We start from the raw sequence: 23695 nt of genomic DNA, 5'->3' as shown, positions 1-23695 counted from the left end.
GGTCACCTTAGAAGCGTTGTGACGCGGGCATCAATCAAGCTCAGCGGCGGATCGTTACGGTTGGCGTAATGGTTAGCCCCGGATTGATGCGAGCCCTTGTGGGAGCGAGCTTGCTCGCGATGGCTGCGCAACAGTCAACATTGATGTTGCCTGACCCACCGCTATCGCGAGCAGGCTCACTCCCACAGGGTCTAGCGTCGACGTCTGATCCTCGCTGGCAGAGGCGACGCCGGGTTAGTGGCATGCCTGAACTTCAATGCTCACCATGTCCCCCTGTGGGAGCGAGCTTGCTCGCGATGGCTGCGCAACAGTCAACATTGATGTTGCCTGACCCACCGCTATCGCGAGCAGGCTCGCTCCTACATTAGTCAGGTGGCTGACTCAACTCTTACCAACCCCGCCGCAACCACCAGCTCTTCCAACGCCAGCAGATCCGGCACTTTCGCCACATGCTCGCCCACTTGCACGGCCGCCTGCTCCAATCCGCACAGCGGCACGTCGACGTAGCTCAATTGGGTGTCGAGCTTGCAGGAGCGCGGGATGCCCTGGACCAGCAGTGCGATGAAGCGCAGTTCCGGGCGGCCGCCCAGGGCGTTGAGCACGACGATGCGGGCGCGCTCGCCGATCACGGTCTTCTGGCCGCAGGCTGATTCGAAGCTCAGCAGCGGGATCTGCCGTTCACGCCAGCTCACCCAGCCTAGGAACCACGGGGGGGTGTCCAGATCGAACGCGCTGCTCTGATAGTCGATCAATTCGGCCACGGCCACGTTCGGCAGGATCAGGTGCCGGTCGGCCAGGGGCAGCAGCAAACCAGTGAGATGGCTGGTGCGGTGCTCATGCATGGGTCTTGCTCCAGTGGGCGATGCTGTCGAGCAGCACCGACTCCTGGTACGGCTTGCCCAGGTAGTCGTTGACGCCGATGGCCATGGCGCGGTCGCGGTGTTTCTGGCCGGTGCGGGAGGTGATCATGATGATCGGCAGATGAGCCAGGCGCGGGTCGTTGCGCACTTGCGTCGCCACTTCGAAACCATCCATGCGGGGCATCTCGATGTCCAGCAGCATCAGGTCCGGCGAATGTTCGGCCAGCAATGCCATCGCGTCCACCCCGTCCTTGGCGGTGAGCACATGCATGCCGTGGCGTTCCAGCAGGCGACTGGTGACCTTGCGCACTGTTACCGAATCGTCCACCACGAGCACCAGCAAAGGCCGCTGCTGCTCGCCCTCGCCTTGCACCACGGCCGGACGGCGCGCCGCCTGGTTGGGCAAGGCGCGGATCGGCGCGAGCAGGTCGAGAATCAACACCACCCGGCCGTCCCCCAGGATCGTTGCCCCGGACAAGCCCCGGACCGCCGAGAATTGCGGGCCGAGGCTCTTGACCACGATTTCCCGGGTGCCGGCGGTGGCGTCCACCTGCACGGCGACGTGTCGTTCGTTGCATTGCACCAGCAGCACCGGTAATGGCTGGCTCTGGCCGAGCAATTTCGGGCGGGCGCCGGTTTTCAGCAGCTCGCCCAGGTAGCACAACTCATAACGTTGCCCGGCGTAGGTGTAGGTCGGCGGATCGAGCTGATAGTAGCCATCCAGTTCGGCGGGCAGTACCCGGACGATGCTCTCTATGGTGTTGAGCGGGATGGCGTATTGATCGTCGTGACACTGCACCATCAGGGCCCGGTTGACCGCCACGGTGAATGGCAGCCGGATACGAAAATGCACGCCCTTGCCCGGCGTCGAATCGATGACCATGCTGCCGCCCAGTTGTCGCACTTCTTCGTGGACCACGTCCATGCCGACGCCGCGCCCGGAAATCTGGGTGATTTTTTCCGCCGTGGAAAAACCTGGCTGCAGGATGAATTGCAGCACGTCGCGGTCGCTGATATCGCTGTCGGGCGCCAGCAGCCCACGCTTTATCGCCTTGCGCCGCACCGCGTCCAATGGCACCCCGGCGCCGTCGTCACGGATGTCGAAAATGATGTCGCCGCCTTCGCGGGACAGATCCAGGCTGATGCGTCCCCGCGCCGGTTTGCCGGCTGCGATGCGCACATCGGCAGGCTCCAGGCCATGATCGACGGCATTGCGCAGCATATGTTCCAGAGGCGCCGCCATGCGTTCGAGCACGTTGCGGTCCATCTCGCCTTCGGCATTGTCGACCACGAACTCGACGTCCTTGCCCAGCTCCTGCGCCACCTGCCGGACGATGCGCTTGAGGCGCGGCAGCATGCGCTCGAACGGCACCATGCGCGTACGCATCAGGCCTTCCTGGAGCTCGGTGTTGATGCGCCCCTGCTGTTGCAGCAGGTTTTCGGCGTCGTGGTTGCTGCGGTCTAGCGTTTCCTTGAGGTCAAGCAGGTCCGAGGCAGACTCGAACAACGCCCGGGACAGTTGCTGCAGCTGGGAATGGCGATCCATTTCCAGCGGGTCGAATTCTTCGTAGCCCAGTCGTTCGGCGTCCACCTGCTGGCGGCTGAGAATCCGCCCCTGGGTTTCGGTATCCAGGCGGCGCAGTTGATCGCGCATGCGCTCGATGGTGGTTTCCATCTCGTTCAGGGCAATGCGCGCGTCGTTGACCTGTTGCTCGATGCGCCCACGGAAAATCGACGTTTCCCCGGCCAGGTTGACCAGATCGTCGAGCAGTTCGGCGGAGACCTTGACCATGTCCGCGCCATCGCCCGGCGCGGCGGGCTCGGCTCGCATCGGCGGCGCGACCTGGGCCAGCACCGGCTCGACCGGCGTAGCGACCTGGGGCGCCTCGCTGTCCTGCGGATGATTGACCGCCTGGATCTGCGCGATCAACCGGTCGGCCGGCGGGCACGGCTGCCCGGCACGGACGGCGTCGAGCATGTGGGCCAGTCGGTCCTGGCTGCCTTGCAGCAAGGCAAAAAGCGCCGGGCTCGGTTGTAACAGGCCCGCCGACAGCCCTTCGTAAAGGTTCTCCAGTTCGTGGGCAAGGTCGCCAATGGGCCCGATCTCCACCATCCGCGCGCCGCCCTTGAGGGTGTGCAGATCGCGCAGCAGGGTTTCCACCGCCTGACGGTTCGACGGCTCTTCCTGCCAGCGTTGCAACGCCGCCCCGGAACTGTCGAGGATATCGAAACCTTCCTCGAGAAAGATTTCCAGCAACTCCGGATCATGGCCCGCCGTGTCATTTTGCCGATGCCCCGCCACCTCGATGGCGTTCGGCTTGTCCTGGCGGAAACGATGAATGGCGTCGATCAACGCCACGGGATCGCCCAGCGGTTGGCCTTGCTGCAGTTGCCCGAGCAACAGATCGAGGCGTTCATGACTGCTGTTAAGCAGTTGCGCCAGCTCCTCGCTGTAACTGTAGCGGCGATCCACCAGGCCTTCGTATAGGGTTTCAAGCTCCCCGGCCAGGTCGCTCACCGGCCGCACATCCGCCATGCGCGCGCCGCCCTTGAGGGTGTGCAAGTCACGTTGCAGCGAGGACAGCGGCGCGCCGTTCTCCGGGTCGGCGAGCCAGCGCCGCAGGGCCTGTGCGGCGCTTTCGAGAATATCCTGGGCCTCTTCGAGAAAGATCGCGGCGATATCGTCATCCACCGAAACAGCCGCCGGCGAACTGCGCTCCATCTCAGCCGTCGCATGACCCAGTTCGCGGATGCTCAACGTACGGCTGCCGTCACTGCGGATCAGTCCCGTGGCTGTCGGGTCGAGACCTTCCTGGAGCAGGCTGCGCAGGGCCTGCACCCGGGCAGGTTGCGCACGCACGTGCTGGCCGGCAGCCAATTCGTCGAGCATGTCGATCAACGCTTCGTGAGCAAGCTGCGCCTCATGGAAAAACCTGTCGCTGACCGCCAGGCTGCTTTCCTCGACGGCGCCATAGAGGTCCAGCAAGGCTTCGCAGAGCTCGTCCACCGGGTGCAGGTCGGCCAGATGCGCGCCTTCGCCAAGGGTGGTCAGCTCATCAAGCAGCGCGCTCAGTTCCTGGCCCTCGCCGGGGTGTTGCTGCCAGCGCCGCAGCAGGTTCTCCGCGTCCAGCAGGATATCCATGCCCTGGGCGAGAAAATTGTTGATCAATTGCGGGTCGCGCTTGGTTCGCACGCCCTGGTCGGGCGTGTTGAGAGCCGTTTGCAGGCGTTCGACGGACAGTGCCTGGGTTCGCTGGATCAGGTCCGCGGCGCCGGGGATCGCTGCCAGCGGCTCGTTGTGCAACTGGCGCAGACCGCGGCGCAGCAACCCCTCAGCCTCCAGAAGCAGCTCGATTTCATCCAGGTCAAAAGCGATCAGGTGCGCCTTGTATTCCCGGGCCATCTCGTCCATCGCCCCGGCCAGTTCGGCGATCGGCAGCACACCGGCCATCGATGCACTGCCCTTGAGCGTGTGCAAGGCCCTTTGCAGCTCGTCGCTGGCCTGCAATGGCAGATGTTCGGCGGCCTGGTCGAGGAATCGATCAAGCGCGGCCAGATGCCCCTGGGCTTCGTTGTCGAAGATTTTCAGCAGCAAGGGGTCGAGAGCGGCCACGTCCTGCTGGTCGTCATCTTCCTCATCGCCACCCTTGGCCAGGGCATGGGCGCGAGCGGCCAGACGGTCGACGTCGTCGCGCTGGCATTGGCGCTGGGCAGCGAATTCAGCGACCAGTTCCGGCAGCAATCGCACCGCGTCCTCAAGCAATTGCCGAACCGAAGCGCCCGGCTCGACGCTGCGCTCCAGCACGCGGTTGAGCAGGTTTTCCACCGCCCAGGCCAACTCACCCAACACCAGCGCCCGGACCATCCGGCCGCTGCCCTTGAGGGTATGGAAGGCCCGGCGCAGCTCAGTGAGCGCGCCTTGGTCATCGGGCTGCGCAGCCCAGCGCGGCAGGTATTCGCGCAGGACATCGAGCACCTCGTCGGTTTCCTCGAGGAACACCTCCCGTAGCTCGTCGTCCACCGGATGCTCATCCACGGGCGGCGGCAGCAGGCTGCCGGGCATGCCTTTGGCCGGCGGGTTGACCGCCGAGACCGGGCTGGCCAGAACATCAGCGAGGGATTGCACGGTCTGTGGGTCGTCCAGTTCCTGCAAATCCTGCATGACCTGGGCCTCGTTCGGGCTCAGCCGGTCATCGAGCAAGGGCACGCGGGCTTCGTCGGGAAAGTAGCCGAGGGCGCCGAGGCTCCGCTCGACGCCGTCGAGCAGATTCTCGGCGGGCATCAACGGGTCTTCGCTCAAACGCTCCAGGTAATATTCCAGGCCGGTAATCACATCGGCCAGGTGATCGAGCGCTTCCCAACCCGGCTGGGCAGGGTCGAGCAGCAGGTGTTCGCGGATGAAATCGTTGCAAGCCTCCACCAGGCGGGCGGCGCGGCTCAGGGGAATCATCGCCAGCGCCCCGCGGACCTGGGTCAGCAGCGCCGGCAATGGCTCAAGCTGCGCGCTGTTCCAGTGTGCGTCGATGTAGTCGACGATCATGTCCTTGGCCTGTTGCAGGCAGGTGTGGGCTTCCTTGATGACGATCTGATGGATCTGGGTCAGGTCGGTCGTCGGCAGGCGATTGTCTTCGCGGCTTTCAGGCTCGACGGTGCCGACCATTCCGGCCAGGGTCGCCTCGACGTAGAGCAGGGCTCCGGCAACATCCATCAGCGTCGCGTCATCAGGCTCGCGCTGGCCCTGGGCGAGGCTCAGTACGACGGCCAGTTGATCGATGATGACCTTGCGCGGCTGGCCGAAACCCAGCACCGCCAGGGTGTCGGCAATCTGCCGCAGGGGCGCCAGCAGGCTGTCCAGCTCCGAGGCATGCTGGCGGTCGCTGCGCACGAACAGGTCCAGGCGCTCCTTGACCCGCACCAGCTCCTCGCAGAGCGCCGCCAGCACCGAGCGCATGGCATCGCGGTCGGGCCCGGCCAGGCGCGCGCGTTCTTCGTCGACCATGGCGCTGTCGGGCAGCGCATCGTCCAGGGAGTAGCGTTCTTTCATGATCTGCATCTGCCCGCTGGGATGTTCGGCCTTGGCAATATAGAACAACAGACTCTTGAGCAGGTGTGGCGGGGCCGCTTGGTTGATGCCGGGCATGCCTTGCTCCAGCAAGCGCTTGAGTTCCTTGTCGGCATCCTTGAACAGGCTGCGCAGCGCCGGGCTGTTGGCGATACGCCCCTCGCGCATGCCTTCGACCAGCGCCGAAGCGACTTGCCACAACGCATTGAGCGGCGCTGCGGCGCAAAGCGCTTCAAGGCGCTGAAAGACTTTGGCCAGGTAACCGAGGTGAGTCGCGTCGTCCTGCTCGCGCAACAGTCCCACCAGGGCCACCTGCAGGGTCTGGCGCAATTTGCGCAACGTGCTCGGCAGGTCCGCCGGCGCGAGCCGCTTCAAGGCGTCTTCGCCCAGCGGTGCAATATCGGGCAGTTCCGGGCTGAACAGGCTGGTCTCCGACAACAGGCTCTCGCCCCGCGCACTGCGCAGATCGTTGAGCAAGGGCAGCACCGCCAGCGGCAGGTCGCGACGAGCACCCTGCACGCGCTCGAGGTAGACCGGCAACTGGCCCAGGGCCTGGCGCAACAGGCTGATCGCCTCCTCGCGGTGGGCGATGCGGTTGTCCTGCAGCGCGCTGCACAGTTGCTCCATTTCCTCGGCCAGCAACGCCGCGCCGTAGAACTCGATCATCTGCAGGCCGCCATGGACCTGATGAATGCAGGCCAGGCATTGGGCAAGCGCATCCGACGCCTGGGGGTCGTCCACCAGGCGATTGAGGGCCAGGTGGGCCTGCTTCAGCGTTTCGGCAATCTCGCCCTTGACCCATTCCAGGGCCACGTAGTCGTGCCGATCACCCATAACCACTCCAAATCAACAGTCATATCCCCAGAGCTGATCAGCTCTTGTGGCGAGGGGATTTATCCCCGCTGGGCTGCGAAGCGGCCCCCAGCAATGCAGAATCCAATATCAATGTTCCAGACTGGCTATTTTGGGACTGCTTCGCTGTCCAGCGGGGATAAATCCCCTCGCCACAGAAGATCTCCATAGCCAGGAAAGTGCAGCCCAGTCACACCTTATCCTCATCCGCCACAGGCGCCGCCGGCAAAGTAAACCCCGACACCGAGCGGCGCAGCTGGCTGGCCATTTTCGCCAGGTTGCCGATGCTCTCGGCCGTGGCGGTTGAGCCGGACGAGGTCTGGCTGGTGATCTGCTGGATCACGTTCATGGTCAGCGAAATCTGTCCCGCCGAGGTGGTCTGTTGCTGCGCCGCGTTGGAGATGCTCTGGATCAGCGCCGCCAGGGTCTTGGAAACGCCCTCGATTTCCTCCAGGGCGACGCCGGCATCCTGGGCCAGTCGGGCACCGCGCACCACCTCGGTGGTGGTCTGCTCCATGGAGATCACCGCTTCGTTGGTGTCGGCCTGGATCGCCCGCACCAGTGTCTCGATCTGCCGGGTAGCCGCCGAGGAGCGCTCCGCCAAGCGCTGCACTTCGTCGGCCACCACCGCAAAACCCCGACCGGCATCACCCGCCATGGACGCCTGGATCGCCGCGTTGAGCGCAAGGATGTTGGTCTGGTCGGCGATGTCATCGATCAGGCTGACAATGTCGCCGATTTCCTGTGACGACTCACCGAGGCGCTTGATGCGCTTGGCGGTGTCCTGGATCTGCTCGCGAATGTTGTCCATGCCATGAATGGTGTTGTGCACCACCTCGTTGCCCTTGTTGGCGATTTCTACCGAGCGCTCGGCCACCGCCGACGACTCGGCCGCGTTGGCCGATACCTGGTCGATGGACTGGGCCATTTCATTGATTGAAGTCGAAGCTTCGGAAATTTGCTGGGCCTGGTGTTCCGATGCCTGGGCCAGGTGCATCGCCGTGGCCTGGGTTTCCTGCACGGCGGCGGCCACCTGGCCGGCCGTGAGGTTGATGGTCGCCACCAGATCGCGCAATTGATCCACCGAATAGTTGATGGAGTCGGCGATGGTCCCGGTGAAGTCCTCGGTGACCGAGGCAGTAACGGTCAGGTCGCCATCGGCCAGGTCTTCGATTTCATCCAGCAGGCGCATGATCGCGTTCTGGTTGCGCTCGTTCTTTTCCGCGGTTTCGCGTAATTGGCGGTTGGTTTCACGCACCATCACCAGGCCGATGAGGATGATCGACATCAGTGCCAGCAGGCCCAGCACATATCCGCCGATGCTGTTGACGGAACGGCCGCCGGCCAGGTTCTCGAACGCTGTGGCCAGGTGAGAGGCTTCGTCGAGCAGGGTCTGCGACAGGTTGAAGATGTTGCCCGCCGACTCGCGGACCTTGAACAGCTCCGGGGAGGTCTCGAGGATTTCGTCCACCGAGCCCGAGACGAATTCGAACAACTCGCTGATTTCCGTCAGGCGCGCCCGGGCGTCACGATCCTGGACCTGGGGGATCTTCAAGGTCGGGTCGCCTTGCAGCATGCCATTGAGCACCTGGCCGAAACGCGCGGCGTCACGGCCGAAGGTGTCGGCAGCCTGGCTGGCGTTCTCGTCGCCGGCCAATACGGTATTCACCGCGCCGAGAATCCGCTCGGCCAGCAATGATTGGCGCTGGGCCATGGCCACCTGTGAAGCCGGGGCGCCTCGCTGCAAGAGGATTTCGACGACTTTTTCGTATTCGACCTGCAGTTGCGGCACGGTTTCGGCGAGGGTCGCGGCAACCTGGTGCAGCGACAGGACGGTCTGCTCACTGGAAAGAATCGCATCGGTGTTCTTCAGCAAGCGCTCCCAGTCCAGCTGTACCGCGCGCATCTGCGGGCGCAGGGTGGCGGGCGCCGGAGGCAGGCCGGTCACCGGGTCGCCTTGCTTCAGGTACCCCCAACGCTGGGCAAAATCGTTGCGCGCATCACTCAGCAACTTGAACGCGGCGGCCTTGCCAGCCGCGGCTTCGGTGGCGTTCTTGGCAATGCGCTGTGACAGCACCCGCAGCTCACCGGCGTGGCCGATGTACTGTTTGTCATAGGTGGACTGGGTGTTGAGGTACGCGAAGTTGGCGAACAACAGCATGATGAAGACAATCAACGCGACGAACAGCACGATGATCTGCGACCGACTGCGCGACGCTTCCAGAGGCTTGCCTGTTTTTGCTTTGATCATCGGTACTCGCCTGTCCCCAAAACCCCAAACCACCGCCATTCCAATGTGGGAGCGAGCTTGCTCGCGATAGCGGCGGTACAGCTTGCATCAATGTTGACTGTACTGGCGCCTTCGCGAGCAGGCTCGCTCCCACAGGGACAGCGCTGCATTCTGTCAAACCGCCACATCCATGAACCCTGGCGAACGTGTCACGGCAAACGGGCTGAACACCTGCCACTGCCGATCGCCAGGAAAACCGCCCTGGACGAAGGCCGATTCCGGACCATCGAGGTGGCCCGGCGCAACCGGTTCCAGGCTGCCCTGGGCGAAATGCTGCAGCCCGAGGACTTCGTCCACCAGCAAGCCGGCGAAGACTTCTTCGTTATCGACCACCAGCACCCGCCGCTGCTTGCGCACACTGGACAGCTCGTGACCGAAAAAACCGCACAGGTCCATCAGCGGCAATAAACGCCCGCGCAGGTTAGCCACTCCGCGAACCCATGGCTTGACTCCGGGCAACGACGTGTAGCGCGGCTCGTGCAGCACTTCGCTGACCTCGCCCATGGGCGCCACGTACCAATGCTCGCCGAGGCGAAAGCCGATCCCGCTCCAACTGTCGCGATGGGTTGGCTGGGACGGCAGGTCCGCGCCCAGCAGCCGACAGCGCCGATCGATCTGAAGCAACAGTTCGAATGCGGTCAGGGAGTGGCTCATGGCCGCGCGTTCAACCCGCCAGTACTTTGTTCAAGGTCGCGATCAGGGTTTCTTCGTCCACCGGTTTGGTCAGGTAGTCCTTCGCCCCTTGGCGGGTCCCCCAGACCTTGTCGGTTTCCTGGTCCTTGGTGGTGATGATGATGACCGGGATATGCCCGGTGTCCGGGTCCTTGGTCAGCTGGCGCGTGGCCTGGAACCCGTTGAGGCCGGGCATGACGATGTCCATCAGCACCGCGTCGGGCTTTTCCTGGCGGGCCAGGGCCACGCCGTCGGCGCCATTCTCGGCCTTCAAGACCTGATGGCCATGTTTTTCCAGCATGCCGGTCAATTTGTACATTTCGGTCGGCGAATCATCGACGATCAGAACTCGTGCCATGGTGTTCCCCATTTCTTCTGTAGACCCCAGGCCGAAGGCCGAGCGTCATTAATGTGCCTGGTGCGACTGGACAGCGGCAAAACCCGGGACATGGGCCTGTATCGCGCCCAGCAATTCTTCCTTGCTGAAAGGCTTGGTCAGAAACTGATCGGAGCCGACGATGCGCCCCTTGGCCTTGTCGAACAGACCGTCGCGGGACGACAGCATGATCACCGGCGTCGCCTTGAAGGCGCTGTTGTTCTTGATCAGGGCACAGGTCTGGTAACCGTCCAGGCGCGGCATCATGATGTCGACAAAGATGATGCCTGGATGGTGGTCGACGATCTTGGCCATGGCGTCGAAGCCGTCGACCGCCGTGATGACCTCGCAGCCAACGTTGCGCAGCAAGGTCTCGGCCGTGCGGCGGATGGTCTTCGAGTCGTCGATGACCATGACCTTCAAGGCGCTGGGTTGCTGCTGCGTGAGATGCTCTGCCATTGCCACTGCAAACCGGTTTTTAACGCGTAAGTGTGATCGACAGCGCAAACCCTTGATGTTCAAGGCCCGCACGTCACATGGCAGCCTTTTTAGCACAGTCTCCATCGCCGATCTATCAGCCGCTCGGCACGGCGGTTTTTCCTTGACCGCCAAACTTCGGGGCGCCACTCTGACGCCACTTTTTCAAGCCATTCGTGCCCACCCCATTTTCGAGGAACCAAGCCATGAGCGTACGCGTCGGCATTGTCATGGACCCAATCGCCAGCATTTCCTATAAGAAGGATAGCTCGCTGGCCATGCTGCTGGCCGCTCAGAAGCGCGGCTGGGAGCTGTTCTACATGGAACAGCGCGACCTTTACCAGGCCGAGGGCCAGGCGCGCGCGCGAATGAAGCCGCTGAAGGTCTTCGCCAACCCCGAGAAGTGGTTCGAACTGGGCGCGGAAAGCGACGCGCTGCTGAGCGACCTGGACGTGATCCTGATGCGCAAGGATCCGCCGTTCGACATGGAGTTCGTCTACTCCACCTACCTGCTGGAGCAGGCCGAAAGCGCCGGTGTGCTGGTGGTCAACAAGCCCCAGAGCCTGCGCGACTGCAACGAGAAGCTGTTCGCCACGCTGTTCCCGCAGTGCACGCCGCCGACCATCGTCAGCCGTCGTCCGGACGTGCTGCGCGAATTCGCCGATCACCACGGCGACGTGATCCTCAAGCCGCTGGACGGCATGGGCGGTTCGTCGATCTTCCGTCACACCGCCGGCCATCCGAACCTGTCGGTAATCCTCGAAACCCTGACCTTGCATGGCAAGCAGCAGATCATGATCCAGGGTTACCTGCCGGCCATCATCGACGGCGACAAGCGCATCCTGATGATCGACGGCGAACCGGTGGACTATTGCCTGGCGCGCATCCCGGCGGCCGGTGAAACCCGTGGCAACCTGGCGGCTGGCGGCCGTGGCGAAGCCCGCCCGCTGACCGACAAGGACCGCTGGATCGCCGCCCAGGTCGGCCCGACGCTACGCGAGAAAGGCCTGCTGTTCGTCGGCCTGGACGTGATCGGCGAGCACCTGACGGAGATCAACGTCACCAGCCCGACCTGCATCCGCGAGATCGACAATGCCTTTGGCACCGACATCGGCGGGATGCTGATGGATGCCATCGAGAAGCAGCTGCAAGCGGCAAGCCACAAGCGGCAAGCCTGATGCAGCTTGTCGCTTGCAGCTTGAGGCTTGAAGCTAAAAACCAACATTGCGTTATCATGCCCGGCCTGTGAAACCCGCGATGTTGGTTTTTTTGTCATGACACTCCCGTCCGATCTGCCCCAAGAGCTCGCCCATCGTGGCGTGCGCCCGGCTGATCGCCTCGGTTTTACCCTGTTCCTGGCGGCACTGATCCACCTGGCGGTGCTGCTGGGCGTCGGGTTTGCCACGGTCGAACCCAAGCAGATCAGCCAGACCCTGGAAATCACCCTGGCGACCTTCAAGAGCGAAACCAAGCCCCAGAAGGCCGATTTCCTTGCTCAGGAGAACCAGCAGGGCAGCGGCACCCTGGAAAACAAAGCGATTCCCAAGACAACCGAGATCGCGCCGTTCCAGGACAACAAGGTCCAGAAGATCACCCCTCCGCCAGCCGCCAAGCCGGAAGTCCAGGAAACCGCGCCCAAGGCCGCCGTGACCACTACCGCGCCGAAGCCGAAAAAGGCCCCGATCAAGGAAGAGGTCAAGCCCGATCCCAAGCCCAAGGCGCCGGAACCGACCTTCGACAGCTCCCAGCTGTCCAGCGACATCGCCAGCCTGGAGGCCGAACTGGCCCAGGAACAGCAGTTGTACGCCAAGCGCCCGCGCATCCACCGCCTGAGCGCCGCGTCGACCATGCGCGACAAGGGCGCCTGGTACAAGGATGAATGGCGCAAGAAGGTCGAGCGTATCGGCAACCTGAACTACCCCGAGGAAGCCCGGCGCAAACAGATCTACGGCAATTTGCGGCTGATGGTTTCGATCAACCGCGACGGCTCGCTGTATGAGGTGCTGGTGCTTGAGTCCTCCGGCCAGCCGCTGCTGGACCAGGCCGCCCAGCGGATCGTGCGCCTGGCCGCGCCGTTCGCGCCGTTCACCGGGGACCTGTCGGACATCGACCGCCTGGAAATCATCCGCACCTGGAAATTTGCCCGGGGTGATCGGCTGTCCAGTAACTGATCTTCAGACAGTAACAATATCCTGTGGGAGCGAGCCTGCTCGCGAAAGCCATTGGTCATTCAGCATGGATGGCGACTGATACACCGCATCGCGAGCAGGCTCGCTCCCACAAGGGAATTTGCCTGAGCCGGACCATTTGCAGCACATCCCCGGCTTGTCAGTTCGGCCATGCGCCGCCACACTAGCGCCTATGAAAAACGTCAGCCCCACCTACCTCAAGCATCACTTCCTGATTGCCATGCCGCACATGGCCGATCCGAACTTTGCCCATACCTTGACCTACATCGTCGAGCACACGGCTAATGGGGCCATGGGATTGGTGGTAAACCGCCCGCAGGAGCTGAACCTGGCGGATATCCTTGAGCAACTGCGTCCCGAGGTCGAACCGCCACTTCTGTGCCAGCACGTGCCGATTTTCATCGGCGGGCCGGTGCAGACCGATCGCGGTTTCGTGCTCCATCCGTCGGGTCCCAAATTCCAGGCCACCGTTGATCTGAACGGCGTATCGCTATCCACTTCCCAGGACGTGCTGTTTGCCATTGCCGACGGCGTCGGTCCGGAAAAAAGCCTGATCGCCTTGGGCTATGCCGGTTGGGAACCCGGGCAGCTGGAAGCCGAGCTGGCCGACAACGCCTGGCTGACGTGCCCGTTCGATGCCGACATCCTGTTCAACACCAGCAGCGAGTTGCGCCTGGAAGCGGCGGCCAGCCGATTGGGCGTGAACCTGGGCCTGCTTACCAGCCAGGCGGGCCACGCCTGATGGCCCTGCGCCTGCTGCTGGGCTTTGATTACGGCACCAAACAGATCGGCGTCGCGGTCGGCCAGGTCATTACCGGCCAGGCCCGCGAGCTGTGCACATTAAAAGCGCAGAACGGCGTTCCGGACTGGAACCAGGTCGAAGCGCTGATCAAGGAATGGAAACCCGACGCCGTGGTGGTCGGCCTGCCGTTGAACATGGATGGCACGCCCAGCGACATGTGCCTGCGTGCGGAAAAATTCGCGCGCCGGCTCAATGGCCGCTTCAATCTGCCCTTCTATACCCATGACGAACGCCTGACCACCTTCGAGGCCAAGGGCGAGCGCCTGATGCGCGGCGGGCAGAAAGGCAGTTACCGCGACAATCCGGTGGACGCCATCGCCGCCGCCCTGCTGCTGCAAGGCTGGCTTGATGCCAACGCCGCCCTGTTCGAAACCTGATTTTTGAAAGCGCCGCCGAGGCGCTTTTTTCTAGCGACAAGCCGAGTCATGAGCACCGACCCGCAAACCTGAAGGAGCCAGCATGAGCCTGCCCAATCCTGCCGAACTGATCAGCCAGATGGCGATCCGTCTCACGGCGCACCTGGAACAACGTGGCATCAGCGAACCGCGCTACATCGGCATTCGCACCGGCGGCGTCTGGGTTGCCCAGGCCTTGCTCGATGAACTGGGCAGCGACTCGCCGCTGGGCACCCTGGACGTGTCCTTCTACCGCGACGACTTCAGCCAGAACGGCCTGCACCCGCAAGTACGCCCTTCGGCGCTGCCGTTCGAGATCGAAGGCCAGCACCTGGTGCTGATCGACGACGTGCTGATGAGCGGGCGGACCATCCGCGCCGCCATGAATGAATTGTTCGACTACGGTCGCCCGGCCAGCGTGACCCTGGTCTGCCTGCTCGACCTGGACGCCGCCGAACTGCCGATCCGCCCCAACGTGGTCGGCGCGACGCTGGCGCTGGCGGCCCATGAACGGGTCAAGCTTTCCGGCCCGGCGCCGCTGCAACTCGAACTGCAAGACCTCGCCCTTTAACTGCCCTTGCCAGAGTCCATCGCGATGACGCCTCTCGAAACCAAGCGCCCGCTGCAGCTCAACGATCAGGGCCAGCTGCGGCACTTCCTGTCCCTCGACGGCCTGCGCCGCGAGCTGCTGACAGAAATCCTCGACACCGCCGACTCGTTCCTTGAAGTTGGCGCCCGGGCGGTGAAAAAAGTCCCGCTGCTGCGCGGCAAGACCGTGTGCAACGTGTTCTTCGAAAACTCCACCCGTACCCGCACCACCTTCGAACTGGCGGCCCAGCGGCTGTCGGCGGACGTGATCACCCTGAACGTGTCGACATCCTCGGCGAGCAAGGGCGAAACCCTGCTCGACACGCTGCGCAACCTCGAAGCCATGGCCGCCGACATGTTCGTCGTGCGCCACGGCGACTCCGGCGCGGCGCATTTCATTGCCGAGCACGTGTGCCCGCAAGTGGCGATCATCAACGGTGGCGATGGCCGTCACGCTCATCCGACCCAGGGCATGCTGGACATGCTGACCATCCGTCGGCACAAGGGCAGCTTCGAGAACCTGTCGGTGGCCATCGTCGGCGACATCCTGCACTCGCGGGTGGCCCGCTCGAACATGCTCGCGCTCAAGACCCTCGGCTGTCCGGACATCCGCGTGATCGCGCCGAAAACCCTGCTGCCCATCGGCGTCGAACAATACGGCGTGAAGGTCTACACCGACATGACCGAAGGCCTGAAGGATGTGGACGTGGTGATTATGCTGCGCCTGCAACGCGAGCGCATGACCGGCGGCCTGCTGCCCAGCGAAGGCGAGTTCTACCGCCTGTTCGGCCTGACCACCGCGCGCCTGGCCGGCGCCAAGCCGGACGCCATCGTCATGCACCCGGGGCCGATCAATCGCGGCGTGGAGATCGAGTCGGCGGTGGCCGACGGGCCGCACTCGGTGATCCTCAACCAGGTGACCTACGGCATCGCCATCCGCATGGCCGTGCTGTCCATGGCCATGAGCGGGCAAACGGCCCAGCGCCAATTCGACCAGGAGAACGCCCAGTGAAGCTCAGCATTCTCGGCGCACGCGTGATCGATCCGGCCAGCAGCCTGGATCAAGTGACTGACATTCATATCGATGCCTGCAAGATCGTCGCCCTCGGCGCCGCGCCGACAGGCTTCGTGGCGGCCGAGGTCCTCGACGCCCAAGGGCTGGTGGCCGCGCCCGGCCTGGTTGACCTGAACGTTGCCCTGCGCGAGCCGGGCTACAGCCGCAAAGGCAGCATCGTCAGCGAAACCCGCGCCGCCGCCGCCGGTGGCGTAACCAGCCTGTGCTGCCCGCCGCAGACCAAACCGGTACTGGACACCTCGGCCGTGGCCGAGCTGATCCTCGACCGCGCCCGCGAGGCCGGCAACACCAAGGTCTTTCCGATTGGCGCACTGAGCAAAGGCCTGGAAGGCGAACAACTGGCCGAACTCATCGCCCTGCGTGATGCCGGTTGCGTGGCGTTCGGCAACGGCCTCAACAGTTTCCGCAATACCCGGACCCTGTGCCGCGCCCTCGAATACGCGGCGACTTTCGGCCTGACGGTGATCTTCAACTCCCAGGACCACGACCTGGCTGAGGGTGGCCTGGCCCATGAAGGCCCGACCGCCAGTTTCCTCGGCTTGCCGGGCATCCCGGAAACCGCCGAGACCGTGGCCCTGGCCCGGGACCTGCTGTTGGTCGAGCAGAGCGGTGTACGCGCGCACTTCAGCCAACTGACCAGTGCCCGTGGCGCCGCGCTGATCGCCCAGGCCCAGGCCCGAGGCTTGCCGGTGACCGCCGATGTAGCGCTGTATCAGCTGATCCTGACCGACGAAGCGCTGATCGACTTCAACAGCGTCTATCACGTCCAGCCGCCGCTGCGCACCCGCGCCGACCGCGACGGCTTGCGCGAGGCGGTGAAGTCCGGGGTGATTTCGGCCATTTCCAGCCATCACCAACCCCACGAACGCGATGCCAAGCTGGCACCGTTCGGCGCCACCGAGCCGGGCATCAGCAGCGTTGAACTGCTGCTGCCGCTGGCCTTGACGCTGGTGGAAGACGGTTTGCTGGACCTGCCGACCCTGCTCGCACGCCTGAGCACTGGCCCGGCCCAGGCGCTGCAACTGCCAGCCGGGAAACTGGCGGTGGGCGCGCCGGCGGACCTGGTGCTGTTCGACCCGGCTGCCTCCACCGTGGCCGGCGAAGCCTGGCGTTCCAGGGGTGACAACTGCCCATTCCTCGGCCACAGCCTGCCGGGCGTGGTGCGCTACACCTTGATGGATGGGCGGATTACCCACCAGGCCTGACAAACCGCGTCGCCCTTTTCGCGAGCAGGCTCGCTCCCACAGGGATCTTCAGTGAACACATGATCCGTGGACACCTCGATCCAATGTGGGAGCGAGCCTGCTCGCGATGCAGGCAACTCGGTCTTACTGGAAAGCCCCCCGCTTCTGCGCATTACGAATCGACACCTGATCGTTCAGCGTCCAGAAGTCATACAGCACCCCAAGGAAAAACACCCCGCCAGTCAGCAGGTAGATGATCCCGCTGAGCCACTTCCCTTGATACATGCGATGCACGCCCAGCACCCCGAGGAACGTCAGCAGAATCCACGCGACACTGTATTCGATGGGTCCCGGGGTGAAACGCAGGTCGGCTTCGCGGTCCATGGCCGGGATCAGGAACAGGTCGATCAACCAACCGATGCCTAGCAGTCCCAAGGTGAAAAACCAGATCGTGCCGGTGACCGGCTTGCCATAGTAGAAACGGTGAGCGCCGGTAAACCCGAGAATCCACAGCAGATATCCGATGACTTTGCTGTGGGTATCGCGGATTGCGCCCTGCTGATAGCTGTTCATGAATGGCCTCTTTTGCCTCGATAGAAAAATTTGTTCGGATCTTTTGTGACTTTTATGTGTCTCGCCGACAAGCGGTTCTGAGCGACTCGCGCCGGGGAAACGCCCGGAATACGGGGGTTCTGTCGGACAACCAGGTCAAATTGTCGCAATTATGCCGGGTTTGCGCTGGGTTCCGGATCGACAAACGGCCTCGGAATGCCGAAAAAAGCTGTTATAAAGTTGCGCGCTAACCTTTATGAGCCCTGCCTAATGCGTCCATTTTTCAAGACATGGCTGACCATTTGCCTATTATTGCCACTGGCCGCCCACGCCACCAATCGTGAGCAACGTCTTCCGAACATCAACGGCTATACGCCCAAATCCCACGTTTCTGCTCCATCGAGCAAAAACAGGCAAAGCGTCCAGCGTGTGAGTAACGCTCACAGTCGGCTGGTGCCTCCTATGGCGACCAAAACGACCAGCAATGTGCTGAGCCGCGCCGTGAATGTACTCGGCACACCTTACCGTTGGGGCGGCAGCAGCCCAAGTAAAGGTTTCGATTGCAGTGGTCTGGTGAAATACGCGTTCAACGACGCCACGTTCGACCTGCCGCGCACCTCCAATGCGATGGCAGCCGGCCATGGCGAGAAAGTCGAGCGCAAGGACCTCAAGCCTGGCGACCTGATTTTCTTCAAGCTCAAGAGCCGTCGGGTCAACCACGTGGCCATCTACCTGGGCAACGACCGCTTCATCCACGCCCCACGCCGTGGCAAGTCGGTGACCATCGACACCCTGAACAAGCCGTACTGGAACACCCATTACGTGGTTGCCAAGCGCGTGCTGCCGAAAGAGCCGGGGGCGATGCGGGTCGTTCAGCGCTGATCCAGCCTTTTTTGCTCTAGCTGAGGCCCCCATCGCGAGCAAGCTCGCTCCCACATTTGATTTGCGGCGAACGCAATTTCTGTGGTCACTGAAGATCAAGTGTGGGAGCGAGCTTGCTCGCGATGAGGCCTGCAAAAGCGCCACATCTCTAAAAATTATCCGGCGTACGCGCCCGCTCCCGCGCATGCTCGCGGCTGATCAGCCCCTTGCTGACCAGATCCTTCAGGCACATGTCCAGCGTCTGCATCCCCAGCGAGCCGCCGGTCTGGATCGATGAATACATCTGCGCGATCTTGTCTTCGCGGATCAGGTTGCGGATCGCCGAAGTGCCCAGCATGATCTCGTGCGCCGCGATCCGGCCGCCGCCAATCTTCTTGACCAGCGTCTGGGAGATCACCGCCTGAAGCGACTCCGAGAGCATCGAGCGGACCATCGACTTCTCGTCGCCCGGAAACACATCCACCACCCGGTCAATCGTCTTGGCCGCCGACGTGGTGTGCAGGGTGCCGAACACCAGGTGCCCGGTTTCGGCGGCGGTCAGCGCCAGGCGAATGGTCTCCAGGTCGCGCATTTCCCCCACTAGGATCACATCCGGGTCCTCCCGCAGGGCCGAGCGCAGGGCCGTGGAGAAACCCTGGGTATCGCGATGCACCTCACGCTGGTTGATCAGACACTTGCGCGGTTCATGCACGAATTCGATGGGGTCTTCGATGGTGAGGATGTGATGGTGCTTGTGGCTGTTCAGGTAATCGATCATGGCCGCCAGGGTGGTGGACTTGCCTGAACCGGTCGGCCCGGTTACCAGCACCAGTCCGCGAGGAGCCTCGGTGATCTTGCGAAACACCTCGCCCATCCCCAGGTCTTCCATGGTCAGGACTTTTGAAGGAATGGTCCGGAATACGGCCCCCGCGCCCCGATTATGGTTGAAGGCATTGACCCGAAATCGCGCCACGCCGGGTACATCGAAGGAAAAATCGGTTTCCAGAAACTTTTCGTAATCCACTCGTTGGCGGTCGTTCATGATGTCGTAGATCAGCTCATGAACCTGCTTGTGGTCCAGCGCCGGCAGGTTGATTCGCCGTACATCGCCGTCCACGCGGATCATCGGCGGCAGCCCGGCGGACAGGTGCAGGTCCGACGCCCCCTGTTTGGCGCTGAACGCCAGCAATTCAGTGATATCCATAGCGCTCCTCAATTCCAGTAGAATGCCGCGAACCTCAGACCGCTGGCCTCTCTTTATGACCACCATAGCAGACAACATTGCTCAGGTTAGATCGCGCATCCATGCCGCGCAGCAGGCCGCCCAGCGCCCGGGACACAGCGTCCAGCTGCTGGCGGTGAGCAAGACCAAGCCGGCCCGGGCCCTGCGCGAAGCCCATGCCGCAGGCCTGCGGGATTTCGGCGAGAACTACCTGCAGGAAGCGCTGGGCAAGCAGGCCGAACTGACCGACCTGCCCTTGATCTGGCACTTCATCGGCCCCATTCAATCGAACAAGACGCGCGCTATCGCCGAACATTTCGACTGGGTGCACTCCGTGGATCGCCTGAAAATTGCCCAACGCCTGTCCGAGCAGCGCCCGGCCGACCTGCCGCCGCTGAACATCTGCATCCAGGTCAACGTCAGCGGTGAAGCCAGCAAGTCCGGCTGTACGCCAGCGGACCTGCCCGCCCTCGCCAACGCCATCAGCACGCTGCCGCGCCTCAAGCTGCGGGGGTTGATGGCGATTCCCGAACCAACCGACGATCGCGCCGAACAGGATGCCGCCTTCGCAACCGTTCAACAGCTGCAAGCCAGCCTGGACCTGCCGCTGGACACGTTGTCCATGGGCATGAGCCATGACCTTGAATCCGCCATTGCCCAAGGCGCCACCTGGGTACGTATCGGCACGGCGCTGTTTGGGGCGCGTGACTACGGCCAAGCGCCCAGCTGACTCACTCATCTCTTTATAAGGACCTGTCATGAGCAACACGCGTATTGCCTTCATCGGCGCCGGCAACATGGCCGCCAGCCTGATCGGCGGCCTGCGGGCCAAGGGCCTGGACGCATCCATGATCCGCGCCAGCGATCCGGGTGAAGAGACCCGCAAGCGGGTGAGCGCCGAGCACGGCGTCGAAACCTTCGCCGACAACGCCCAGGCCATCGAGGGTGTGGACGTCATCGTGCTGGCCGTCAAGCCGCAAGCCATGAAGTCCGTGTGCGAGGCACTTCGTCCGCACCTCAAGCCTCATCAGTTGGTGGTGTCGATTGCCGCCGGCATTACCTGCGCCAGCATGAACAGCTGGCTCGGCGCCCAGCCGATCGTGCGCTGCATGCCCAACACCCCGGCGCTGTTGCGCCAGGGCGTCAGCGGCCTGTTCGCCACCGCACAGGTGAGCGCCGAGCAGCGCCAGCAGGCTGAAGAGCTGTTGTCAGCCGTGGGCCTGGCGCTGTGGCTGGACACCGAGCAGCAACTGGACGCGGTCACCGCAGTCTCCGGCTCGGGCCCGGCGTATTTCTTCCTGCTGATCGAAGCCATGACCGCCGCCGGAGAAAAACTCGGTCTGAGCCGCGAGATCGCTGCCCAGCTGACCTTGCAGACTGCTCTCGGCGCCGCTCACATGGCGGTGTCCAGCGATGTCGATGCAGCGGAATTGCGTCGCCGCGTGACCTCGCCGGCCGGCACCACCGAAGCGGCCATCAAATCATTCCAGGCCGGGGGCTTCGAAGCCCTGGTGGAAAAAGCACTCGGCGCCGCCGCGCACCGCTCGGCCGAAATGGCCGAACAACTGGGCCAATAAGGAGCCATTCATGATTGGATTGAACACTGCAGCGGTCTACGTCCTGCAAACCCTCGGCAGCCTGTACCTGCTGATCGTGCTGATGCGCTTCGTGCTGCAACTGGTGCGCGCCAACTTCTACAACCCGCTGTGCCAGTTCGTCGTCAAGGCGACCCAACCGCTGCTCAAGCCCCTGCGCCGGATCATCCCGAGCCTGTTCGGCCTGGACATGTCGTCGCTGGTGCTGGCGATTCTCGTGCAACTGGCGCTGATGGCCCTGACTCTGCTGCTGACCTACGGTACCACCGGCAACCCGCTGCAACTGCTGATCTGGTCGCTCATTGGCGTCGCCGCGCTGTTTTTGAACATCTTCTTCTTTGCCATGATCATCAGTGTGATCCTGTCCTGGGTCGCGCCGGCCAGCCACAATCCGGGCGCCGAACTGGTGAACCAGATCTGCGAGCCAGCCCTGGCGCCGTTCCGCCGCATCGTGCCGAACCTCGGCGGCCTGGATATCTCGCCGATCCTGGCGTTCATGGTGATCAAGCTGATCGACATGCTGGTGATCAACAACCTGGCGGCGATGACCATGATGCCGGAGATCTTGCGGGTGCTTATTTGATCCAGGCAACCTGATCCCTGTGGCAAAGGACCTGTCTGTGGCGAGGGGATTTATCCCCGCTGGGCCGCGAAGCGGCCCCAAAGCAGACAACTCGGTCAGCCTGATACTCCGCATACTCAGGTTTCAGGGCTGCTTCGCAGCCCAACGGGGATAAATCCCCTCGCCACAAATAAATACCCTCGCAACCGTTGGATTCCCCGCTTGCGCCCTTTGCTTGCCGCTAACCCCAGCGGTCTTTAGACTTACGCCTCATTTCAACGAGAGCAGGGTCGATGCCAGCTGCCTTTCCCCCCGATTCCGTTGGTCTGGTGACGCCGCAAATGGCGCATTTCAGCGAGCCCCTGGCCCTGGCCTGCGGTCGTTCGTTGCCAGCCTATGACCTGATCTACGAAACCTACGGTACCCTCAATGCCACGGCGAGCAATGCCGTGCTGATCTGCCACGCCCTGTCGGGGCACCACCACGCCGCCGGCTACCACAGCGTCGACGACCGCAAGCCAGGCTGGTGGGACAGTTGCATCGGCCCCGGCAAGCCCATCGACACCAACCGGTTTTTCGTGGTCAGCCTTAACAACCTCGGTGGTTGCAACGGCTCCACCGGTCCCAGCAGCATCAACCCGGACACCGGCAAGCCGTTCGGCGCCGATTTCCCGGTGCTGACCGTGGAAGACTGGGTCCACAGCCAGGCGCGCCTGGCCGACCGCCTCGGTATTGGCCAATGGGCGGCAGTGATCGGCGGCAGCCTCGGCGGCATGCAGGCGCTGCAATGGACCATCACCTACCCGGACCGCGTGCGCCACTGCCTGGCGATCGCCTCGGCGCCCAAGCTGTCGGCGCAGAACATCGCGTTCAACGAAGTGGCGCGCCAGGCGATCCTTACCGACCCCGAATTCCACGGCGGCTCGTTCCAGGAGCACGGCGTGATTCCCAAGCGCGGGCTGATGCTGGCGCGGATGGTCGGACACATCACCTACCTGTCCGACGATTCCATGGGCGAGAAATTCGGCCGTGGGCTCAAGAGCGAGAAGCTCAACTACGACTTCCACAGCGTCGAGTTCCAGGTGGAAAGCTACCTGCGCTACCAGGGCGAGGAATTCTCCGGGCGCTTCGACGCCAACACCTACCTGCTGATGACCAAGGCGCTGGATTACTTCGATCCGGCGGCGAACTTCGACGATAACCTGGCGAAAACCTTCGCCAACGCCACCGCCAGGTTCTGCGTGATGTCGTTCACCACCGACTGGCGTTTCTCCCCGGCCCGCTCCCGGGAACTGGTGGACGCGCTGATGGCCGCGCGCAAGGACGTCTGCTACCTGGAAATCGACGCGCCCCAGGGCCACGACGCCTTTCTGATTCCGATCCCGCGCTACCTGCAGGCGTTCGGCAACTACATGAACCGTATTACGCTGTGAGGACGCCATGAGAGCCGATCTGGACATCATCCAGGAATGGATCCCCGCCGGCAGCCGCGTGCTCGACCTGGGCTGCGGCAACGGCGAACTGCTGACCTGGCTGCGCGACAACAAGCAAGTCACCGGCTACGGCCTGGAAAACGACCCGGACAACATCGCCGAGTGCGTGGCCAAGGGCATCAATGTCATCGAGCAGGACCTGGACAAGGGCCTGGGCAACTTCGCCAGCAACAGCTTCGACATCGTGGTCATGACCCAGGCCCTGCAAGCCGTGCATTACCCGGACAAGATCCTCGACGAAATGCTCCGGGTCGGCCGCCAGTGCATCATCACCTTCCCCAATTTCGGCCATTGGCGCTGCCGCTGGTACCTGGCGAGCAAGGGGCGGATGCCGGTCTCGGAGTTCCTGCCGTACACCTGGTACAACACGCCGAACATCCATTTCTGCACCTTCGAGGATTTCGAAGAACTGTGCCGCGAACGCAAGGCCAAGGTCATCGATCGCCTGGCGGTGGACCAGCAGCACCGCCACGGGTGGGCCAGCAAGCTATGGCCTAATCTGTTAGGTGAAATAGGCATCTATCGGGTCAGCAGCCCGGGCCTCGCCGACCACAAGGTCGCGGTGTGAGCACCGGCCTTTTTCAGGAG

The 23695-nt window shown here is 63.2% G+C and carries 21 protein-coding genes; 13 read left to right on the top strand and 8 right to left on the bottom strand.

Features of this window, described 5'->3' with window-relative positions; all coding sequences use genetic code 11:
- Positions 1–368: 368 nt before the first annotated feature.
- The 6 genes from PSH78_RS01960 to pilG form a co-directional block, all read right to left on the bottom strand.
- Entirely contained in the window at positions 369–842 is a 474-nt protein-coding gene (locus PSH78_RS01960; RefSeq protein WP_305498197.1) for a chemotaxis protein CheW, read from the bottom strand.
- On the bottom strand, positions 835–6756 hold the full coding sequence (locus PSH78_RS01955; protein WP_305498195.1) for an Hpt domain-containing protein: 5922 nt from the start codon (positions 6754–6756) through the stop codon (positions 835–837). Before PSH78_RS01955 ends, PSH78_RS01960 begins: the two co-directional genes overlap by 8 nt.
- A 208-nt stretch (positions 6757–6964) precedes the next feature.
- Positions 6965–9025 carry a methyl-accepting chemotaxis protein gene (locus PSH78_RS01950; protein ID WP_305498193.1) on the bottom strand — a complete coding sequence of 687 codons (2061 nt, stop codon included), beginning with the start codon at positions 9023–9025 and terminating at the stop codon, positions 6965–6967.
- Positions 9026–9178: 153 nt separating this feature from the next.
- A complete protein-coding gene (locus PSH78_RS01945; RefSeq protein ID WP_305498192.1) occupies positions 9179–9718 on the bottom strand; it encodes a chemotaxis protein CheW in 540 nt (179 codons plus the stop codon).
- A 10-nt stretch (positions 9719–9728) separates the two neighbouring features.
- Positions 9729–10094 (bottom strand): twitching motility response regulator PilH, encoded by a 366-nt coding sequence (gene pilH, locus PSH78_RS01940; RefSeq protein ID WP_186612056.1) that lies wholly within the window; start codon positions 10092–10094, stop codon positions 9729–9731.
- A 48-nt stretch (positions 10095–10142) separates the two neighbouring features.
- Positions 10143–10571 (bottom strand): twitching motility response regulator PilG, encoded by a 429-nt coding sequence (gene pilG, locus PSH78_RS01935; protein WP_305498188.1) that lies wholly within the window; start codon positions 10569–10571, stop codon positions 10143–10145.
- A gap of 224 nt (positions 10572–10795) precedes the next feature.
- Here pilG and gshB point away from each other — a divergent pair, with 224 nt between their 5' ends.
- From gshB to PSH78_RS01900, 7 genes are all read left to right on the top strand, one after another.
- Positions 10796–11767, top strand: coding sequence for a glutathione synthase (gene gshB / locus PSH78_RS01930; protein WP_305498186.1), 972 nt, complete (start codon positions 10796–10798; stop codon positions 11765–11767).
- A gap of 96 nt (positions 11768–11863) precedes the next feature.
- The gene (locus tag PSH78_RS01925; RefSeq protein WP_305498184.1) at positions 11864–12760 is read left to right on the top strand and encodes an energy transducer TonB; all 897 of its coding nucleotides are present in this window, start codon (positions 11864–11866) and stop codon (positions 12758–12760) included.
- Positions 12761–12950: 190 nt separating this feature from the next.
- On the top strand, positions 12951–13520 hold the full coding sequence (locus PSH78_RS01920) for a YqgE/AlgH family protein (protein WP_305498183.1): 570 nt from the start codon (positions 12951–12953) through the stop codon (positions 13518–13520).
- Positions 13520–13957 (top strand): Holliday junction resolvase RuvX, encoded by a 438-nt coding sequence (gene ruvX, locus PSH78_RS01915; RefSeq protein WP_305498182.1) that lies wholly within the window; start codon positions 13520–13522, stop codon positions 13955–13957. The genes PSH78_RS01920 and ruvX overlap by 1 nt, the downstream gene beginning before the upstream one ends.
- Positions 13958–14039: 82 nt before the next feature.
- Positions 14040–14546, top strand: coding sequence for a bifunctional pyr operon transcriptional regulator/uracil phosphoribosyltransferase PyrR (gene pyrR, locus PSH78_RS01910; protein WP_305498180.1), 507 nt, complete (start codon positions 14040–14042; stop codon positions 14544–14546).
- Positions 14547–14570: 24 nt separating this feature from the next.
- The gene (locus tag PSH78_RS01905; protein ID WP_003177495.1) at positions 14571–15575 is read left to right on the top strand and encodes an aspartate carbamoyltransferase catalytic subunit; all 1005 of its coding nucleotides are present in this window, start codon (positions 14571–14573) and stop codon (positions 15573–15575) included.
- Entirely contained in the window at positions 15572–16843 is a 1272-nt protein-coding gene (locus PSH78_RS01900; RefSeq protein WP_305498179.1) for a dihydroorotase, read from the top strand. Before PSH78_RS01905 ends, PSH78_RS01900 begins: the two co-directional genes overlap by 4 nt.
- Positions 16844–16966: 123 nt before the next feature.
- Here PSH78_RS01900 and PSH78_RS01895 read toward each other — a convergent pair whose 3' ends face one another.
- Entirely contained in the window at positions 16967–17395 is a 429-nt protein-coding gene (locus PSH78_RS01895) for a TM2 domain-containing protein (RefSeq protein ID WP_305498177.1), read from the bottom strand.
- Positions 17396–17644: 249 nt separating this feature from the next.
- Between PSH78_RS01895 and PSH78_RS01890 the strand changes: the two genes are divergently transcribed.
- Positions 17645–18256: a C40 family peptidase gene (locus PSH78_RS01890; RefSeq protein ID WP_305498175.1), complete on the top strand. Its 612-nt coding sequence runs from the start codon at positions 17645–17647 to the stop codon at positions 18254–18256.
- 148 nt (positions 18257–18404) lie between these two features.
- Here the strand turns inward: PSH78_RS01890 and PSH78_RS01885 are convergent, their stop codons facing one another.
- The gene (locus PSH78_RS01885) at positions 18405–19439 is read right to left on the bottom strand and encodes a type IV pilus twitching motility protein PilT (protein ID WP_305498174.1); all 1035 of its coding nucleotides are present in this window, start codon (positions 19437–19439) and stop codon (positions 18405–18407) included.
- A 55-nt stretch (positions 19440–19494) separates the two neighbouring features.
- Here PSH78_RS01885 and PSH78_RS01880 point away from each other — a divergent pair, with 55 nt between their 5' ends.
- The 5 genes from PSH78_RS01880 (at position 19495) to metW (ending at position 23675) form a co-directional block, all read left to right on the top strand.
- Entirely contained in the window at positions 19495–20187 is a 693-nt protein-coding gene (locus PSH78_RS01880; RefSeq protein ID WP_305498172.1) for a YggS family pyridoxal phosphate-dependent enzyme, read from the top strand.
- Between the two features lie 28 nt (positions 20188–20215).
- Positions 20216–21034, top strand: coding sequence for a pyrroline-5-carboxylate reductase (gene proC / locus PSH78_RS01875; RefSeq protein WP_305498170.1), 819 nt, complete (start codon positions 20216–20218; stop codon positions 21032–21034).
- Between the two features lie 10 nt (positions 21035–21044).
- Positions 21045–21635: a YggT family protein gene (locus PSH78_RS01870; RefSeq protein ID WP_305498169.1), complete on the top strand. Its 591-nt coding sequence runs from the start codon at positions 21045–21047 to the stop codon at positions 21633–21635.
- Positions 21636–21907: 272 nt separating this feature from the next.
- The gene (locus PSH78_RS01865) at positions 21908–23047 is read left to right on the top strand and encodes a homoserine O-acetyltransferase (RefSeq protein WP_305498167.1); all 1140 of its coding nucleotides are present in this window, start codon (positions 21908–21910) and stop codon (positions 23045–23047) included.
- A gap of 7 nt (positions 23048–23054) precedes the next feature.
- A complete protein-coding gene (gene metW / locus PSH78_RS01860) occupies positions 23055–23675 on the top strand; it encodes a methionine biosynthesis protein MetW (RefSeq protein ID WP_305498166.1) in 621 nt (206 codons plus the stop codon).
- The last annotated feature ends 20 nt before the right edge of the window (positions 23676–23695 follow it).

The organism is Pseudomonas sp. FP198 (assembly GCF_030687895.1).
Classification (GTDB): domain Bacteria; phylum Pseudomonadota; class Gammaproteobacteria; order Pseudomonadales; family Pseudomonadaceae; genus Aquipseudomonas.
Note: the sequence above shows the minus strand (reverse complement) of the source record. Positions and strands in the feature narration are given on the sequence as shown.

Excerpts from the sequence above, each read along its gene's own strand:
- PSH78_RS01895 (WP_305498177.1), bottom strand. The coding sequence starts at position 17,395 with ATGAACAGCTATCAGCAGGGCGCAATCCGCGATACCCACAGCAAAGTC.
- pilH (WP_186612056.1), bottom strand. The coding sequence starts at position 10,094 with ATGGCACGAGTTCTGATCGTCGATGATTCGCCGACCGAAATGTACAAA.
- PSH78_RS01905 (WP_003177495.1), top strand. The coding sequence starts at position 14,571 with ATGACGCCTCTCGAAACCAAGCGCCCGCTGCAGCTCAACGATCAGGGC.
- PSH78_RS01955 (WP_305498195.1), bottom strand. The coding sequence starts at position 6,756 with ATGGGTGATCGGCACGACTACGTGGCCCTGGAATGGGTCAAGGGCGAG.
- gshB (WP_305498186.1), top strand. The coding sequence starts at position 10,796 with ATGAGCGTACGCGTCGGCATTGTCATGGACCCAATCGCCAGCATTTCC.
- PSH78_RS01870 (WP_305498169.1), top strand. The coding sequence starts at position 21,045 with ATGATTGGATTGAACACTGCAGCGGTCTACGTCCTGCAAACCCTCGGC.
- pyrR (WP_305498180.1), top strand. The coding sequence starts at position 14,040 with ATGAGCCTGCCCAATCCTGCCGAACTGATCAGCCAGATGGCGATCCGT.
- PSH78_RS01890 (WP_305498175.1), top strand. The coding sequence starts at position 17,645 with ATGCGTCCATTTTTCAAGACATGGCTGACCATTTGCCTATTATTGCCA.
- PSH78_RS01950 (WP_305498193.1), bottom strand. The coding sequence starts at position 9,025 with ATGATCAAAGCAAAAACAGGCAAGCCTCTGGAAGCGTCGCGCAGTCGG.
- PSH78_RS01960 (WP_305498197.1), bottom strand. The coding sequence starts at position 842 with ATGCATGAGCACCGCACCAGCCATCTCACTGGTTTGCTGCTGCCCCTG.
- PSH78_RS01880 (WP_305498172.1), top strand. The coding sequence starts at position 19,495 with ATGACCACCATAGCAGACAACATTGCTCAGGTTAGATCGCGCATCCAT.
- PSH78_RS01920 (WP_305498183.1), top strand. The coding sequence starts at position 12,951 with ATGAAAAACGTCAGCCCCACCTACCTCAAGCATCACTTCCTGATTGCC.
- PSH78_RS01865 (WP_305498167.1), top strand. The coding sequence starts at position 21,908 with ATGCCAGCTGCCTTTCCCCCCGATTCCGTTGGTCTGGTGACGCCGCAA.
- ruvX (WP_305498182.1), top strand. The coding sequence starts at position 13,520 with ATGGCCCTGCGCCTGCTGCTGGGCTTTGATTACGGCACCAAACAGATC.
- PSH78_RS01945 (WP_305498192.1), bottom strand. The coding sequence starts at position 9,718 with ATGAGCCACTCCCTGACCGCATTCGAACTGTTGCTTCAGATCGATCGG.
- PSH78_RS01925 (WP_305498184.1), top strand. The coding sequence starts at position 11,864 with ATGACACTCCCGTCCGATCTGCCCCAAGAGCTCGCCCATCGTGGCGTG.
- PSH78_RS01885 (WP_305498174.1), bottom strand. The coding sequence starts at position 19,439 with ATGGATATCACTGAATTGCTGGCGTTCAGCGCCAAACAGGGGGCGTCG.
- metW (WP_305498166.1), top strand. The coding sequence starts at position 23,055 with ATGAGAGCCGATCTGGACATCATCCAGGAATGGATCCCCGCCGGCAGC.
- pilG (WP_305498188.1), bottom strand. The coding sequence starts at position 10,571 with ATGGCAGAGCATCTCACGCAGCAGCAACCCAGCGCCTTGAAGGTCATG.
- proC (WP_305498170.1), top strand. The coding sequence starts at position 20,216 with ATGAGCAACACGCGTATTGCCTTCATCGGCGCCGGCAACATGGCCGCC.